The following is a 16,999-nucleotide window of genomic DNA, read 5'->3' as shown; positions in this document are numbered from 1 at the left end:
ACTACCGGGCGTTTCCGATAGGTGTGCTCGCGCTAGCGCAAGCATTGCTGCGATCGCGCCACCCGTGTTTCGGGCGAGTGAGAGGGGCGCGGGCCGTTGGCCCGCCAAGTGCGAGTTCAAGGGTGGAGAGAACCCATAAGCGAAGATGAGGGTAATGGCTGTGCGATGCGCCGGTTCACCCTCACCCCCAGCCCCTCTTTCACTAATGCGGAAAAGGGGAGTGCAGAGCCGGTCTTTGAGGCAGCGCACAGCGATCAACGGTTGTACTCGACCAAATGATCTATCCGCTCCTCAAGGGGCGAGACAGGGACGCGGGTCAGCGGCCCGCGCTCGCAGCAGAAGATCGCTCGCTCAGCGCCGATCGCCTTGCAGCCGGTGACGGAAGTATCACATTCAGTCTACAGTTGCGAGCACGATGAAAGAGGACAGTATGACCAACTCTGAACCATCACCTGCTACAATCCCGCTGTTCGATCGCGCCACGCACCCACCTGATCGGGTATTGCTGGCGACCGTAATTGGTCTAACAGCGTTCGGGCTGGTGATGGTCTATAGCGCCAGCTTTGTCGAGGCGGCGGTGTTCAAAAGCAATCTGTTCTACTATGCCTTGCGGCAGATTACCGGTGCGCTCATTGGTTTTGGGATAATGTTCGTCGTGCAACGGATCGATCACCGGATCTGGCAACGCTATTCGATCCATCTGATGGTTGGGGCGCTGGTCTTGTTGGCAGTCGTGTTGATCTTGCCGGCCAGTATGACCGAGGTCAACGGCGCGCGGTCGTGGATCCGCTTCGGCGAAGGGTGGCTTGGCATTTTCAGTCTTCAGCCGTCAGAATTTGCCAAACTGGCGATGATTATCTACTTTGCCCATTGGCTCTCACGGCGCAGCCACCGGCTCGGCAATGTAACGTATGGGTTAGCGCCGTTTGCGGTGATGCTAGGGTTTATCTGCGGTCTAATTATGCTACAACCCGATTTAGGCACCACCATCGTGGTAGTTTTGATCGGGGGCGCAATCTTCTTTGCTGCGGGTGCGAATCTCTTGCACGTCGGCGGCGCGGCGCTATTGGGGGCAACGGCATTTTGGGCGCTGATCGTGACCTTTCGGAGCGGGCGGTGGGAAGCGTTTCTTGATCCATGGTCACGGGCCAGCGCCGAGGGGTATCAGATCATCCATGCACTGTACGCGCTAGGCAGTGGCGGGATCTTCGGTCAAGGCGTAGGGATGAGTCGGCAAAAGCATCTCTGGTTGCCGCAGCCGCATACCGATACCATCTATGCGATTATCGGCGAAGAATGGGGGTTAGTTGGCACACTTGCCGTCTTGATCGCGTTTGTCATTATCGCCGCTCGTGGCTACCGGATTGCAGCGCGCGCGCCATCACCGTTCGCGGCACTGATGGCGGTCGGGATTACATCGTGGTTGGTGTTTCAGGCATTTATTAACATTGCGGTCACGGTCGCGCTCATTCCGTTTACCGGCTTGACGCTGCCGTTTCTGTCGTATGGCAGCTCATCGCTGATCAGTTGTTTAATGGCAGTGGGCATCTTGTTGAACATTTCACGCCATGTTGATCGGTCAGAACCAGTTAGTACAACATCCAAACGTTACCTCCAAACCGAACCCCCTCCGTCTGATCCTGTCGGGTGGCGGAACTGGCGGCCACGTGTATCCCGCCTTAGCCGTCGCCAACGCGCTCGCTGAAGGGGTGCAGGTAGTGTATGTTGGTAGTGTGGGCGGGATGGAAGAGCGGATTGTCGCCCGCGAGAGCGCGTTGCCGTTTCGCGCCTTGCCGGCAGCGGCCATCCGCGGGCGCGGGCCGGTGCAGATAATGCGGTCACTGCTGATCCTGCTACGCGGTGTGGTGGCGGCCGTGCAGTTGCTCGGTCGCGAACGACCAGACGCAATCCTCGGCACCGGCGGGTATGTCTGTGTGCCATTGTTCGTTGCCGCCAAACTCCGGCGTATTCCCACGATGATCTACCTGCCCGACGTGGTACCCGGTTTGGCGGTGCGATTGCTGAGCCGGATCGCCGATCTGACAGCGGTGAGCGTGAGCGATGCCTTGCCGCGGCTGGGGTTGCACGAAGGCCACCGCCGGGCGATTGTCACTGGTTATCCGGTGCGGCCCGAACTGTTTACGATCGATCGGGCGGCAGCGCGGGCCGCGTTTGGGATTGCGCCCGACCAAATGGTCTTGCTCGTTTATGGCGGTAGCCGGGGGGCGCGGAGCGTGAATCGGGCGATTGCTACACTCTTGCCAACGTTGCTGCCGCTTTGTACCATTATTCACGTCTGTGGACGCGAAGGCGATCAGGTATGGTTGGAAGAAGCGGCGGCGCGCCTTGAACCAGCGTTGCGCGCGCGCTATCTGCTCTTCCCCTATCTCGAAAGCGGCAGCGCACAGAGTATGACGGCGGCGCTGGCAGCGGCAGATGTGACCGTCTGCCGCAGTGGCGCTTCGACATTAGCCGAATTGCCGGCGGTGGGGTTGCCGGCGGTGTTGGTACCCTATCCGTATGTGCATCAAGATGAAAATGCTGATTATCTGGTGCAACGCGGTGCGGCACTGAAGGTCGCCGATCAGGCGATGCTGGGTAATGGTGATCCAGCCGAAGGGCCGCTCGCGCAGGCGGTGCGGCAATTACTGACGGATGGGGGGATGCGGAAGCAGATGGCAGCTCGTAGCCGCGCGCTGGCCCGTCCTGATGCGGCCCACGCTTTGGCTATGGCGCTGATTGGCCTCGCGCAGAGGAGTTCGGCATGATTGAGCAATGGATGGTGCTCCCCCTTGGGCAGACAGCTATTACTGTTAATCTCAACGGCGTGACGATTTTGCTCATTCTGATGGCGTTGGGTGGTTATGCCGGTTATCAGCAGGGTTTGCGCAATCTGTTGACCCTTGCGATTTGGACAATTATTGCGTATGTGTTGTGCGTGCGCGGCGGTACATTTGTGGTTGAGGTGATTAACCGGTTGTGGGTCAATGCGCCGCGCTTCGTGGCGTTTCTGATCGGGAATGATCCCACCCTAGCCCCGTCGCTCGACCCGCTGATCACGCCGGGATTTCAGGTGCCACTCTTCTTTCGCACCATGGCCTTTATTGCATTGATCTTGCTGGGAATGTTTTTTGATAGCAAGGCCGCTTGGAAGGGGCCGCCCAAGGAAAAGCTAGCTCGCCCGCTGGGCCTGTTTGTAGGTGCATTGATTGCGCTTCTCTGGTCGAACGCGGCAGTCGTGTTCTGGCGTGAGTTTATCGAGGGCGGCGGCACATTTGAAGGGCCGATTGCGACCTTCTTGAATGTGTTGCCTGATGTTAGCATCTTGTTACCTTCGCTGATTGCCATCTTCTTTATGATTTTGGGTTTGCTGATCTTGTTCAACTTCCCAAAGGTCTGGAAGCCGTGAGTCACTATCACATCATCGGAATTGCTGGGGCTGGCATGAGCGCCATTGCCCACCTGTTGCTTGACCAAGGCCATACGGTTAGCGGGTCTGATCTGGCTGCTAATCGGGCGACGGCGGCGTTGGCGTTGCGGGGGGCGCAGATTTGGCAGGGTCACGACGCAGCGTATGTACGTGGAGCCGATATTGTGCTAGCCACTGCCGCCATTCGTGGCTCGCATCCTGAACTCGAAGCAGCCGCTGCGCTCGGTATTCCCCGCCTGAGCCGGGCCGATCTCTGGCGCACATGGTCGGCCCAGCGTCCGGTCATCGCAGTTGCTGGCACCCACGGTAAGACGACCACCAGTGCGATGACGGCGCTGGCCCTGCGGGCCGGTGGCATTCCGTGCGGCTTTCTCATCGGCGCCGAGGCGCCCGATCTTGGCGGAAGCGCGCAGTGGGGCGACCCGGCAGCGCCGCTGGTGATCGAGGCCGATGAGTATGATCGGGTATTTCTGGCCCTGACGCCGGCGCTGGCGATTGTCACCAACGTCGAGTGGGATCATCCCGATATCTACCCATCTGCCGATGCATATGCCGCAGCGTTTGCAACCTTTGCCCGGCAGGTGCGCGATCCGCGCCGTTTGTTGCTCTGCGCCGATGATCCCGGCGCGGCGGCGTTGGATAGCGATGGCCAAGCTCGCCTCTATGGGATCGACGAACAGATTGCGTGCGATCCGGTTTCGTGCCGGCTGGCCCCACTCGATTGGACGGCGAGTCGGGTGGAGGCCGCCGCGACTGGCCAGCAGTTCGAACTCTGGTATTACGACCGGCGGACATTTGCCCGCCGGTTGGCGGCGGGGGTGACGTTGGCGGTGCCCGGCTTGCATAACGTGCGCAACGCGACAGCGGCGTTGGCGGCGGCGGCGTTATGGGGGGCCGATCTCAGCGCAGCAGCGGTGGCGCTGGCAACGTATCGCGGCAGTAGTCGGCGGTTTGAATGGCGCGGCGAGGCGGCGGGGGTGACGGTGATTGATGATTATGCGCATCACCCGACCGAAGTGCAGGCCACTATCGCAGCGGCGCAGCAGCGTTACCCCGGCCAGCGGGTGATCGTCTACCTGCAACCGCATACTTTCAGCCGCACGCGCAGTTTGTGGGAAGCGTGGCCCGATGCTTGCCGAGAAGCGGCGGTGGTGCTAGTGGGCGATGTTTATCCGGCCCGTGAGCAGGGTGATCCGGCGGCACTGGCGGCTGAGCTGGCGGCGCATCTGGTGGCTCACGGCATCACTGCCCATTACGCTGGCGCTCCAACCGCAGCGGTGACGCTGATCGCCACCGTGGCCCGGCCCGGCGATGTGGTCTTGACCCTCGGTGCGGGCGATAGCGATCGGGTAGCGGCGTTGACGTTGGAACGGTTGCGCGCTGCGCAGACGGAGGCCATCTATGAATGAGACGCTGCCAATCACGCTTCACACCGATGAGCCGATGGCGCGCCATACCTCATGGCGGGTAGGAGGGCCGGCGCGCTATTATGCTGAACCGGCCACCCCTGATGAGGCGATCGCATTGGCGGCGTGGGCGACCGCCCAAGGCTTGCCGTTGATCTGGGTGGGTCGCGGCACCAATTTACTGGTGCGTGATGAGGGCTTTGCCGGTGTGATCGCGTCGTATCGCGGCCAGCGCTGGGCATTGCGCGAAGCAGGTGATGAGGCAGAGTTGTGGATCGAGGCAGGTGCGCCGATGGCAGGCACGGCGCGCCGGTTGGCGGCAATGGGCTGGGCAGGTTTGGAATGGGCCGAAGGGTTGCCCGGCGCGATCGGCGGCGCGATTGTCGGCAATGCCGGTTGCTATGGTGGCGATACCGCCAGTGTGCTGATTGCTGCCGAGCTATTGCTCAACGGACGCGAACGGGTGGAGTGGCCGGTGAGCGCGTTGGCGTATGCGTACCGCGAGAGCGCGCTCAAGCATCTGGTGGCGGAAGGCATTCCCCCGCTGGTGTTGGCCGGACGCTTTCGCCTGCGGCGGGCCGATCCGGCGGTCTTGGCGGCGCGGATGGCAGCGATTGCCGCCGAGCGGAAACGCAAAACGCCGGCGGGCAGTTCGTGCGGCAGCGTATTTAAAAATCCACCCGGCGAGAGCGCTGGGCGCTTGCTCGAAGCTGCCGGTCTCAAAGGCGTACAGATCGGCGACGCCGAGATCAGCCCGATCCACGCCAACTACATCGTTAATCGCGGCCAAGCCCGTGCTGCCGACATTCTGGCTCTGATCGAACTGGCTCGCGCTACTGTTGCCGAACGGTTTGGGATAACGTTGCAACTTGAGGTTCGGGTGATTGAGGGCGTGGGGAGATAGGGGGCGCGGGCGAGCTGAGCTGCCTGCGCTCCGAGGATGGGAAGAGGGTGTGGGATGCCGGCCCACAGAAGGATTAAAAAGTTGCGTACTGAAAAACCTGCTTGATCCATTACTGAGTCTGCTATCGTTTCAAATGCTTAGCTCAAATCAAATTCAAGATCAACATGAACGAAATCCTGCGCAAAATTTTCCTGACTACTTCGTTTATTCAAAAAACGATCGGTTCAGCGATCGATGATACGGTTCCGGGAGGCGGCCAATGAGCCAACCGATCACGATTGCCGTCATCTTCGGCGGGCAGAGCGGTGAACACGAGGTATCGCTGGTTTCAGCGCATGCCGTGATCAATAACCTCGATCCCAAACGATACCACATCGAAACCATTGGTATCGGCAAAGACGGCTGCTGGTGGCACGGCACCGGCGCGTTAGCGGCGTTGATGGCAACCGCCGATCCGGCCCGCTTGCCGGCCAGTGCTACGATGGCTACTCCCGGCCCGGTGCGCGAATTAGGGCGAGTTGGCGCGCCGGGGTGGGCTTTGCCTGCGGCTGATGTCTACTTTCCTGTATTGCACGGGCCGTATGGTGAAGATGGCACCATACAGGGGTTGCTCGAGCTGGCTGGCGTGCCGTATGTCGGTTGCGGCGTCGCGGCCAGCGCTGTCGGTATGGATAAGGGCTTGATGAAAGCGGCCTTTGCCGCCGCTGGCTTGCCGGTGTTGCCGTGGTTGCTAGTGCGGCGCGCTGAATTGGCGGCCATCGAGTCGGTATGCGACCGGATCGAAGCGGCGTTACGCTTCCCAATCTTTGTCAAGCCGGCCAATCTCGGTAGTAGCGTTGGCGTCAGCAAAGCACGTGATCGGGCGGAATTGATCGCTGCGCTGCACGAAGCTGCCCGCTACGATCGCCGGATCGTGGTCGAGCAAGGCATCCCGGCGCGCGAAATCGAGATTTCGGTGTTGGGGAACGATCAGATTGAAGCCAGCATTCCCGGCGAGATCATTCCCGCCGGTGAGTGGTATGACTACCACGCCAAGTATATCGATGGCGGCTCGCAAACGATTGTGCCGGCGGCGCTCACGCCAGTCCAGATCGCGCAGGTGCAGGCGCTGGCGATACAGGCCTTTCAAGCGATTGATGGGGCGGGGTTGGCGCGGGTTGATTTCTTGCTCGACCGCGATCAGGGCACCATCTGGCTAAATGAGGTGAATACGATGCCCGGTTTTACGCCAATCAGTATGTACGCCAAGATGTGGGCCGCGAGCGGCCTGCCTTATCCCCGGCTGCTCGACCGGCTGGTGGCATTGGCGTTAGCGCGGGCCGGACATAGGGCATAACCGGCGGGAGTGAAGGGTATACACAAGATTATGGAATACAATCCGCCAAACACACGCGAACGAGTTGCCGCGCGCCGGCAGCGAGCGCGCCGGCCCAGTGATAAACCGGCTGTGCCGGGTTGGCGCCGGCGCTTGCTTGATAGCTTGCACAGCGGGCGGATTGCCAGCGGCGCAATCTTTGCCGTGAGCTGTTTGGCCCTCTTTTATGCGCTCTTCAGCAGCCAATTCCGCGTGCAGACTGTCGAAGTAGTAGGGGTGGAGTTTCTTAGCCCTGAGCGGATTGTGGACGCTATCCCGTTGCGCGGGCGGCCAATCTGGCTGATTGATGAAGAGCAGACGATCGCGCCGTTGCTGGCTAGTCCCTTTGTCGAGCATGCCCGGCTGAGTCTGATCCTGCCCGACCGGGCGCGGATTGTGATTGTCGAGCGCCAGCCGGCGGTCTATTGGCGCACTGGCGGGATCGATTATCTGGTTGACCGGCAGGGCTATGTGATTGAGCCGGCGCCGGCGCCGCCGCCAGACGATGCGCTTGTCATCGTTGATACTTCTCATTTGCCGGTCGAACCGAATATGCGGCTCGACACCGACGCTTTGGCGCTGGCGCGCGAACTGGCTCTGTTGTTGCCGAATGAGTTGGGTTTGCAACCGGCCCAGATCGGCTGGGATTTCGGTTTAGGCGTCTTTGTGCGTACCGCCCAAGATCAGATGATCGTGTTTGGCCGCAGTGAGCGGCTCGAACGCAAACTGACGATATTGGCGTATGTGCTTTCTGATGGTACACCATTTACCTATCTCGATTTACGACCGATCAACCCATATTACCAAAACCGCACCGACGGCAGGCCGTGAGCGCCGTCTGCGGCAGGCAGCGAGGACACTATGGCACGAACCATGGCACGCACCATTGTCGGGATAGATGTTGGCACAAACAAAATCTGTACTATCGTCGGCCAAATCGGCGATGGTCGGCGGCTGAATATTCTTGGCGTGGGAATGGTGCCCAGCCGTGGGATTGATAAAGGGGTGGTCGTCAATATCGACGATGCGGCCTCGGCTATTGAGGCCAGTCTGGAAAAGGCCGAGCGGGCCAGCGGGTTGCGTATCAACCATGCCTTTGTTGGGATTGCCGGGCGCCATATTTCCTCACTTAATAGCCGGGGGGTGGTGGCGGTGCAGGATCCCGATGGGATTTCGCGCCACGATGTGGCGCGGGCCATCGAAGCGGCGCAGGCCGTAGCATTGCCGACCCAGCGCGAGATTATTCACATTATTCCCCGTGCCTATGTGATCGACGGCAACGATGGTATTCGCGATCCGATCGGGATGAGCGGCCTACGGTTGGAAGTAGAGACCCACATCATCACTGGCGAAGCAATGGCGATTCAAAACCTGATTCGCAGCGTCGAGCGGGCCGGGGTCCAGATCGACGATCTGGTCTTGCAACCGTTAGCCGCTGCGGAAGCAGTGCTCAGCGATGACGACAAAGAGCGCGGGGTGATGCTGATCAATATTGGCGGCGCGACAACCGACCTCGCAATTTTTGCCCAAGGCGGGGTGTGGCACACCGGCGTGATCCCGGTGGGCGGTCAGCACTTTACCAACGATATTGTCTACGTGCTGCACACGCCGCCCAACACCGCCGAATATCTCAAACTGCGCTATGGCAGCGCCATCGCCGGCAACCCGCCGGCGCCGGGTGACGAAAGCGATCTGATTGATGCCGAGACGTTGACGGTAGGGGAAAAGCAGCAGATCAGCGCCTATCTGCTAAGACAGGTCTTGCAAGCGCGCGCCGAAGAACTGATCGAGTTGATCGTCGACGAAGCGCGGCGCAGCGGCTACGAGAGCATGTTGCCGGCGGGCATCGTCTTGACCGGCGGTGGCGCGCAGCTCAGCCGGTTCGACGATTTGTTGCGCGACGATTTGCGGTTACCGGTACGCATCGGCATTCCTAGCGGGTTAGGCGGCTTACACGACGCTCTTGACTCGCCGGCGTATGCAACGGCCGTTGGGCTTTTACGATGGGGAATGCGGTACGGCGGGCGGCCGCTTGAGCAGTCTTCGTCTGATGATACGAGTTCGCTATACGAGCGCTTCCGCCGCTGGTTGCGCGAATTATTGCCATAACACTACCCAAGGAGGTTCGCACATGGTTGATCGGAGCAGCAATGGCTTCTCGCTCGAAGACTTCGCCCAGATCAAGGTGGTTGGCGTTGGCGGCGGCGGCAGCAATGCAGTGGATCGCATGATTGCCGCTGGCGTGCAGGGGGTCGAATTTATTACCGTCAATACCGATGTGCAGGCATTGATGCACTCGTTGGCACCGGTGCGGATTCGCATCGGTGACAAGCTCACCCGCGGCTTGGGCAGCGGCGGCAATCCAGTGATTGGGCAGAAGGCGGCGGAGGAGAATCAGGAAGATATCTACGAGCAGTTGAAGGGCGCTGATATGGTCTTTGTCGCTGCCGGTATGGGTGGCGGCACCGGCACCGGCGCGTCGCCGATCATCGCCGGGATTGCCCACGACCTCGGCGCGCTAACGGTTGGCGTCGTGACCCGCCCCTTCACCTTTGAAGGTAATCACCGTCGCAAAGTGGCCGAGGCCGGCATCGAACAGTTACGCCCGGTGGTTGATACCTTGATCGTCATTCCTAATGACCGCCTGTTGCAAACGGCCAGCAAGAATACCACGTTCCAACAGGCGTTTCTGATGGCTGATGATGTGTTGCGCCAAGGCATTCAGGGCATTTCTGACCTGATCACCCAGCGCGGTCTGATTAATGTGGATTTCGCCGACGTCAAGACGATTATGGCCCAGCAAGGTTCGGCTTTGATGGCGGTCGGGTATGGTAAGGGCGACACTCGCGCGCTTGATGCGGTCAATCAGGCGATTGCCAGCCCCTTGCTCGAGGTCAGCATCGATGGGGCGAAGGGCGTGCTCTTTAACATCACCGGCGGCGAAGATCTCGGCATTATGGAAGTCTACGAGGCAGCCGATATTGTCGCCAAGCAGGTTGATCCCGACGCCAATATTATCATCGGCGCCGTGATCGATCCCAACTTCCCGCCCGGTGAAATCAAGATCACGCTGATCGCGACCGGTTTTGATATGAACCGCAACTCCAACGTGCAACGCACCCGCTCGTATCCAACCGCAGCGACCAGCACCAGCCAAGCGACCGGGCAGATTGGCGGGCAGCCGGCCCAGCGCCCCAAGCAGACGACCCCGGCGCCGGTGCAGCCACCCGTGCAACCGGTGCGTCCGGCTATGCCCAACGACGATCTCGACATCCCGCCCTTCTTGCGCGGGCGCGATCGCAATCGCCAGCGGTGAGATGAAGTTCGGTTCTAGCGAGTACAGCAGGCTAACGCTTGAGCAGTGATGTATGGAGTGCGGTAGTCAGACTGCCGCACTCCAGAGGCCGGGAAGCTAAAACCCAACCGCAAACCCGCTTTGGTGCTCCACCCACCGCTACGGTGCGCGCAGGGTGAAACCTATCATTGTTGCCAAATCGCGCACGATCGCCTGAGCGGCGCTCACATCGCGACCCTCAGTGGCGGCATCGATGATCATGCCGGCCATCGTGTGCAGTGTCGCCAATGCTGCCGGCGTATCCAGATCATCGTCCATCGCCGCAATCACATCAGCGCGGCCACGGCTCACATCGAGCGAACTATGGTCGCCACTGTTGATGGTCAAGGCCCGGCGTAGATCGGCAGCGTACTGCTCGTAGCGCGCCACTGCATCGCGCCGGTAGTCAAATTCCTCGCGGTAGTGTTCGCTGAGCAAATACCAGCGGATCGCGTCGGGGTGGTGGATCTGTAACGCATCGCGGGCAAAGACCAAATTCCCCAGCGACTTGCTCATCTTCTCGCCATCGAGCCAGACCAATCCGACGTGTATCCAGTAGCGCGCGAAGGGCTTTTTGCCGGTGGCTGATTCGCTCTGCGCGATCTCGCACGAGTGATGCGGGAAGATGAGATCAGCTCCGCCGCCGTGCATGTCGATCTGATCGCCTAAATAGCGTTTCGACATCGCACTGCACTCGATATGCCAACCCGGACGACCCATCCCCCACGGACTCGCCCACTTCGGTTCGTCCGGATTCCCCCGTTGCCAGAGCACAAAATCGAGCGGATCGCGCTTACAGGGGTCATTGGGATTGTTACCGCGCTGATTGGCAATTGCCAGCAACTCGGCATAACCCATACGTGCCATCCGCCCGAAATCGGGGTCGGTTTGAATGCTGAAATAGACGTTGCCATCGACGACGTAAGCATGGCCGAGTTCGATGAGACGCTCGATGATCGGAATCATCGTGCCGATTTCCTCGCTCACCCGTGGGAAGAAGGTGGGCGGCAGAATGTTGAGACCGGCACAATCAGCGCGCAACTGGGCAATTTGGCGTTCGGCCAGCTCGTACCAATCCACCCCATCGCGGCGGGCGCGCTCGAAGAGCGGATCATCAACGTCGGTCACGTTCTGGCAGTAGCGTACTGTCGCGCCGTGCCATTGCAGATAGCGCACCAACACGTCAAAGACGATAAAGGTGCGCACGTGCCCCATATGAGTGGTATCGTAAGGCGTTACTCCACAGACGTAGAGTGTTACCGGACGGTCAGTGGGGATAGTAAATGGTTCGCGGATCCGGGAAAACGTATTAAAAAGCTGCATAGAGAGTGTCCTTTGCTGAAGCCATCAGGCATCGCGATTCTGCTGCTCTCTACTATGGTAGCACTAATTAACATTGCTGCGTTGCTCTGAACTCATCAAGAGCCGGCCCCCGGGGCCGGCTCTTCGATCATAAACCTATGGGCCAGTTCTATGGCGTAGCTACCGGTACCTTCGCCGCGATGTCGGGCGCCACCTCAAGCACGGCTGCCGACATCCAGCCGGTCTGGCCATCGGGTAGGCGCACAACGTACCAATTGGCGCGCTGGCCTTCGAGTAGCACTTCGGTATTAGACGGCACGACCGTGATAATCCGAAAGGAGGTACCGGGGCCGTTACGCAGATTCGCTGCCACGTTGACACGCCCAACCAAGCGTTCAGCGGTGGGTGTGACCGTGCTTGGCGGAACGAGCACAATCGTGACTGGTGAACGGGTTGGTTGTGGCGTCACCGGTGTGACAGTCGGCAAGCGGGCTAAGGTAGGGAAGGGACTGGGAGTAGGCGGCAGCGCTGCCGCCAGATCAGTACAGGCGGTGAGCAGTAACGCACCGCTCAACCACAGGCACCACCACCAAGCAGAGAGTTTTTGGTTCATAGGAGTTCCTGTTGCACGTGCGATCACGGAGGTGAGGAATGACAGCAAATATTCCCTGCTAACAGTCTACCAATTGTGTAGCTGAAGCGAGGGTGTCAGATCGAGTGGAATCTTAGCATCAAACCTGCGGTAGCGACAGGGCTGAGTGACAAGAGTGATGAGTCCCGTTTGGGGAGGTCATCGATCAGACTAGCAATGACCCGCCGCGGAAGAGTTGGGCTAGGGTTACGATGGCTCTCACCTCCCCGGCCCCGACGGCGGGCGAGGGGGGAGTCGCATGGCAGCACAGGCATTGCTGCAACGGAACCCAACAACGCTCGCTCTTGCACCAGTGGGAGCGGGGCTGGGGTAAGGGTTCTTGAGGGCTGGACATAAACCAAAAACGTCTGTGCGATCGCACAGACGTTTTTAGTATCTGGTCGGGGCGAGTGGATTTGAACCACCGACCTCCGCGACCCGAACGCGGCGCTCTACCAGGCTGAGCCACGCCCCGATATACTTTTTCGTGGTGCCGAAGGTGGGACTTGAACCCACACGGGGGTTGATCCCCAGCGGTTTTTGAGACCGCCGCGTCTGCCATTCCGCCACTTCGGCGCGACAGTCCAGATTATAGCAGCCATTGCGTTGTTCGTCAAGGTGAGGCATAGTAACAATGGAGTGAGTCAATATCCTAACATTATTGTAGTGCTAACTGAAAGTTGTACTAGCATTTATCATATTTTAATCAAAAATTAAAGAATAAAAGTGTTTTTAATTTCAAATAGCATCTTTTTAAAATAAGATATCGGTTGGAAGAAAATAGTTCAGTTTTATGAAACGAGCAGTTTTGCAGTGTTATTATCTTGTAAGAGCATTTCGCATGCTATTTCTGAACATTTCATACTTTCTTTGTAAGGAATAGCCAAACGGTTATGTGGAAACGAGAGAGATTTTGTAACGAAGGCGGTTTTAGCGTATGTCTCAATAGTTTGACAAAAGATGTTTGTCTAGTCATGTTCCTGAGTAATCTTTTATTGTTAAGTATATAATATCGAAATTATCAAATGGTTTTTGTGAACATAGTGTACTTGATTCAAACCCTATTGACAGAAATAACGAAATGCGATAATATTGATGCACCGTGGATCGCAAAAAGTTAAGACAGCGAGGTGCAATGGTATGCAACGAATGCTCAGTCGCAGAGGATTTCTGAAGGTCATGGCGATGACAGCAGCTCTTTTTTCCTCGTGGGGGAAGGCTGCACTGGCGGCTGGAAGTAAGCTTAAACCGTGGCTAGCGCCAAGCTTGCCTTACAAATCGGTGAAGGTAGGGAATGTAGCCGATCTAACTGTTAACAAGCCGGTCACGTTCAACTATCCTGATGCAAACACTCCGGCTGTTCTGGTGAAGCTTGGTAAGCCTGCTCTGGGCGGTGTCGGTCCACAAAATGACATTGTGGCGTTCTCGGGTGTTTGCACGCACATGGGGTGTCCGATTCAGTACCAAGGTGAGCGGTTTGTCTGTAGATGTCACTACTCAATGTTCGATCCAGCCAAAGCGGGCCAGACGTACCAAGGTTTGGCTAGTACGTGGTTGCCGCAAATCACGTTAACCGTGGACAAGAAGGGTGATATCTACGCAACTGCAGTTAATGGGCTTATCTGGGGTCGAGCGAAGAACATTTAGCGAACACCCAAGAGGAGTGGTACTCTATGAGCATTCTTCCGCGCTTTGATCAAGTTCCCCTTCCACCTACCAGTGCGACTGAGTACAACACGGTCTGCCAGTTTTGCAATGTCGGTTGTGGATACAAGGTGTACGTTTGGCCGGTCGGCGAGCAGGGCGGCTTGAAAGCAGATGAAAATGCGTTCAAAGTCGATTTTACGAAACCGCAGGCAGTGCTGAAAGGCCAGAGCTACACCGAGGTTATGCACTCGACGACAGTTGGTAAGGACGGTCGAGAGTACAATATTGTGATTGTACCAGCAACAAATAGTCCGATTAATCAGGGCAATTACTCCTACCGCGGTGGCTCCAATGCGCTGACGATGTGGAGCCTTGATCGCGGGACGCAAGATCGGCTAACGTATCCCTTGTTGCGGGTAGGTGATCAGTTCCAAGCCATTACTTGGGATGACGCCCTTGCCCTCATGGCAGGTATCATTAAGGGTATTCGTGATCGTGACAAGAACGATGATAACATCGCCGTAAAGTGCTATGACCACGGCGGTTCGGGTGCTGGTTTTGAAGACAACTATGGTGCGGGTAAGCTGTTTTTCACTGCGCTCTCGGTCAAGCACATTGCCATCCACAACCGTCCGGCCTACAACTCGGAGGTGTGGGGTAGCCGTGAACGGGGTGTGCATGAGCTAAACTACGACTACAGCGATGCTCGACTTGCCGATACTGTCGTGCTGTGGGGAGCGAACTCTTACGAAACGGCGACCATTCTTTACACGCAGCATATTCTTGAGAACATTCAAGGATCGACGGTTGCCGAGAAGAAGAAGGTGTTTGACAAGGATGAACCTGCCGAGGCAGGATATCTGATCGTCATCGATCCACGGAAGACATCTTCGTATACCGTTGCGGAAGCGGTGGCAAAGAATCGGGTGCTGTTGCTCCAGCCGAACTTTGGCACCGACTACATCTTGGCCAACGCGATCGCGCGCGTGGTTTGGGAGCGTGGCTACTACGATAAAGCCTATCTAGAGGCACGCACCGATATGAAGCTCTTCGAGGATTACAAGAAGAAGAGCCTCAAGCTGGATGTGAAGTACAACGAGTTTATGGCCCAAGCCGAGCGCATTACCGGTGTGCCAAAGGCACAAATTGAGCAAGCGGCCGATTGGATTGCAAAGCCAAAGGGGAATAAGTTCAAGCGGCGCACGTTGACCATTTATGAGAAGGGCATCATTTGGAACATGAAAAATTATGACCAAGTGGCAGCCCTTGTCCAGCTCGCCGTCTTGACGCATAACATCGGTCGGCCCGGTACAGGCTGTGGTCGCCAAGGTGGTCACCAAGAGGGTTATGTCCGTCCACCATCACCGACACCCGGTTCTATCTACAATGGTGGTCCGCCCGTCAATGTTGATAAGTTCCTCACTAGCGGGAAAGGTAAGTTCTACTGGGTCATTGCAAACGATCCGTACCTCTCGACGCCAAACAACCAGATTTTCCGCAAGCGCATCCACGAGCGGACTAAGAAGTTGACGCGCGCGATAGGTGAGAGTGGTGAGCCAAGCACGACTCAAGGTCGGATTGACGCCATCTTGAAGGCACTCTATGCCGATCCTGACGCGCTCTTTATGGTTGTGCAAGACATTTACATGACCGAAACTGCGCGCGATGCTCACCTTGTACTGCCGGCTGCCGGTTGGGGTGAGGCGAACGAGACGTCTATCAACTGCAACAGCCGTCTGTTGCGGTTGTACGAGAAGTTCATGGATCCACCCGGAGAGGCGAAGCCTGACTGGGAAATCTTCAAGTTGGTTGGTGAAGAGATTGCCAAGCTCTATCGGGCCGAGAAGAAGAATGATGTCGCAGCGAAGTTTGAGTTTGGCAAGAACTGGAAGACCGATGAGGATGTCTTCCTCGCAGGTTCAGAAGAATTTGCGGACAATCAAGTCAGTGAGGAAGACGAAGCGAAGCTGGAGGCCGAGAACTACAAGGGCGTCACTTACGCCTTCCTGAAGCAGGTTGGTCAGGAGGGTATCCGTACCCCGGTGCGGCTTGATCCGAAGACGAAGAAGTTGGTAGGGACGCTCCGGCGCTACACGGTGAAGTTCGGTACCGCTGATGGTAAGTTCAAGTGGTACGGCACGGATGACTGGGAGGGGTATCCCGCTGAGGTGGCGAAGTATCTGGAAGGGAACAAGGCGAAGGAGTATCCTTTCTGGGTTACGACCGGACGGGTCCAGCATCTCTGGCAGTCAACGTACCACGATCGACAATTGCCTGAGCGGGTGATTGCGAATCCGCTGCCGTATGCAGAGATTAACCCAGAGGATGCAAAGAAGCTGAACATCGAGTCCGGAGATCTGATCGAGATTTTCAATGAGGAAGGGAATGCCATATACATGGCATACGTGACCGATGCGGTGAAACCGGGTTCGATCTTTATGGTGATGTACCACTGGCGTGGAACGTCGAACTCGCTGACAACCGGCTATACCGATCCAAAGACAACCATTCCGTGGTACAAGGGAACGCGAGCCAATGTCCGTAAGGTGGCCGGGGCGATCCCGTTCATCAAGCAGACGGCGAGCTTCCTCCAGCAGAATAAGTTTAGTTGATACAGTCGGTGTGCGTCACAAATGACTCCCGCCCCTATCAGGGGCGGGAGTCATTCTGTTAGGTGCGAGTGGTTCCATTGTCTTCGCTACGGACTAGACTCACTTACTGCGTATCATTTGGTGTTTGCCCTTGTGCCCCCGCTCCTCACCGGGGAACGAGAGATTCGAGCGCGATGTGTCAACCCTTGTTTGAACCTCCGCACTGGTTCAAACATCCTCATTACTAGACCTCCTTCGTGTGCCAGAAGGAAAGGGTGATGGCACGCACCGGTCTAGAACCGCGCAGACCTGTATCCCAACCGTGCTGGCCCGTCTGCACGGCTCTACGGCCGGTGCGGTGTGACGGTCAGATGCGCATGACCCGACACTGCTACCACGG

13 protein-coding genes and 2 tRNA genes are annotated in these 16,999 nt (G+C 57.8%); 11 read left to right on the top strand and 4 right to left on the bottom strand.

All coding sequences use genetic code 11. The annotated features are described in order from the left end of the window. Window positions 1-430: 430 nt before the first annotated feature. From ftsW to ftsZ, 9 genes are all read left to right on the top strand, one after another. Window positions 431-1,705, top strand: a complete 1,275-nt coding sequence (ftsW, locus tag Q1A00_RS05650; RefSeq protein WP_299755661.1) for a putative lipid II flippase FtsW — start codon at window positions 431-433, stop codon at window positions 1,703-1,705. Then, the gene (locus Q1A00_RS05645) at window positions 1,668-2,768 is read left to right on the top strand and encodes a glycosyltransferase (RefSeq protein ID WP_298402814.1); all 1,101 of its coding nucleotides are present in this window, start codon (window positions 1,668-1,670) and stop codon (window positions 2,766-2,768) included. The genes ftsW and Q1A00_RS05645 overlap by 38 nt, the downstream gene beginning before the upstream one ends. Next, entirely contained in the window at window positions 2,765-3,409 is a 645-nt protein-coding gene (locus Q1A00_RS05640) for a hypothetical protein (RefSeq protein ID WP_298482957.1), read from the top strand. The genes Q1A00_RS05645 and Q1A00_RS05640 overlap by 4 nt, the downstream gene beginning before the upstream one ends. Beyond that, a complete protein-coding gene (murC, locus tag Q1A00_RS05635; protein ID WP_299755657.1) occupies window positions 3,406-4,839 on the top strand; it encodes a UDP-N-acetylmuramate--L-alanine ligase in 1,434 nt (477 codons plus the stop codon). The genes Q1A00_RS05640 and murC overlap by 4 nt, the downstream gene beginning before the upstream one ends. Beyond that, window positions 4,832-5,740, top strand: coding sequence for a UDP-N-acetylmuramate dehydrogenase (gene murB, locus Q1A00_RS05630; protein WP_298402820.1), 909 nt, complete (start codon window positions 4,832-4,834; stop codon window positions 5,738-5,740). The genes murC and murB overlap by 8 nt, the downstream gene beginning before the upstream one ends. Before the next feature lie 259 nt (window positions 5,741-5,999). Continuing rightward, window positions 6,000-7,076: a D-alanine--D-alanine ligase family protein gene (locus tag Q1A00_RS05625; protein WP_298402822.1), complete on the top strand. Its 1,077-nt coding sequence runs from the start codon at window positions 6,000-6,002 to the stop codon at window positions 7,074-7,076. Between the two features lie 30 nt (window positions 7,077-7,106). Then, window positions 7,107-7,925, top strand: a complete 819-nt coding sequence (locus Q1A00_RS05620) for an FtsQ-type POTRA domain-containing protein (protein WP_298402824.1) — start codon at window positions 7,107-7,109, stop codon at window positions 7,923-7,925. A gap of 30 nt (window positions 7,926-7,955) precedes the next feature. Continuing rightward, entirely contained in the window at window positions 7,956-9,203 is a 1,248-nt protein-coding gene (gene ftsA / locus Q1A00_RS05615; RefSeq protein ID WP_298402826.1) for a cell division protein FtsA, read from the top strand. A gap of 22 nt (window positions 9,204-9,225) precedes the next feature. Further along, window positions 9,226-10,410 (top strand): cell division protein FtsZ, encoded by a 1,185-nt coding sequence (gene ftsZ / locus Q1A00_RS05610; protein ID WP_298402829.1) that lies wholly within the window; start codon window positions 9,226-9,228, stop codon window positions 10,408-10,410. A 138-nt stretch (window positions 10,411-10,548) separates the two neighbouring features. On the opposite strand, the gene cysS is transcribed toward ftsZ, so the two are convergent. The 4 genes from cysS to Q1A00_RS05590 all read right to left on the bottom strand — a co-directional run bounded on the left by cysS (window position 10,549) and on the right by Q1A00_RS05590 (window position 12,937). Continuing rightward, window positions 10,549-11,751 (bottom strand): cysteine--tRNA ligase, encoded by a 1,203-nt coding sequence (gene cysS, locus Q1A00_RS05605; RefSeq protein ID WP_298402831.1) that lies wholly within the window; start codon window positions 11,749-11,751, stop codon window positions 10,549-10,551. A gap of 148 nt (window positions 11,752-11,899) precedes the next feature. Next, window positions 11,900-12,343, bottom strand: coding sequence for an SH3 domain-containing protein (locus Q1A00_RS05600; protein ID WP_298402833.1), 444 nt, complete (start codon window positions 12,341-12,343; stop codon window positions 11,900-11,902). 416 nt (window positions 12,344-12,759) lie between these two features. Further along, window positions 12,760-12,836 (bottom strand) — tRNA-Pro (locus Q1A00_RS05595). A 13-nt stretch (window positions 12,837-12,849) separates the two neighbouring features. After that, window positions 12,850-12,937: transfer RNA gene (locus Q1A00_RS05590), tRNA-Leu, on the bottom strand. A 564-nt stretch (window positions 12,938-13,501) separates the two neighbouring features. Here Q1A00_RS05590 and Q1A00_RS05585 point away from each other — a divergent pair. Both Q1A00_RS05585 and Q1A00_RS05580 read left to right on the top strand, forming a co-directional pair. After that, window positions 13,502-14,008 (top strand): arsenate reductase (azurin) small subunit, encoded by a 507-nt coding sequence (locus Q1A00_RS05585; protein WP_298402835.1) that lies wholly within the window; start codon window positions 13,502-13,504, stop codon window positions 14,006-14,008. 26 nt (window positions 14,009-14,034) lie between these two features. Then, window positions 14,035-16,620: an arsenate reductase (azurin) large subunit gene (locus Q1A00_RS05580; protein WP_299755649.1), complete on the top strand. Its 2,586-nt coding sequence runs from the start codon at window positions 14,035-14,037 to the stop codon at window positions 16,618-16,620. The last annotated feature ends 379 nt before the right edge of the window (window positions 16,621-16,999 follow it).

This window comes from uncultured Chloroflexus sp. (assembly GCF_938091255.1).
Lineage (GTDB): Bacteria > Chloroflexota > Chloroflexia > Chloroflexales > Chloroflexaceae > Chloroflexus.
Note: the sequence above shows the minus strand (reverse complement) of the source record. Positions and strands in the feature narration are given on the sequence as shown.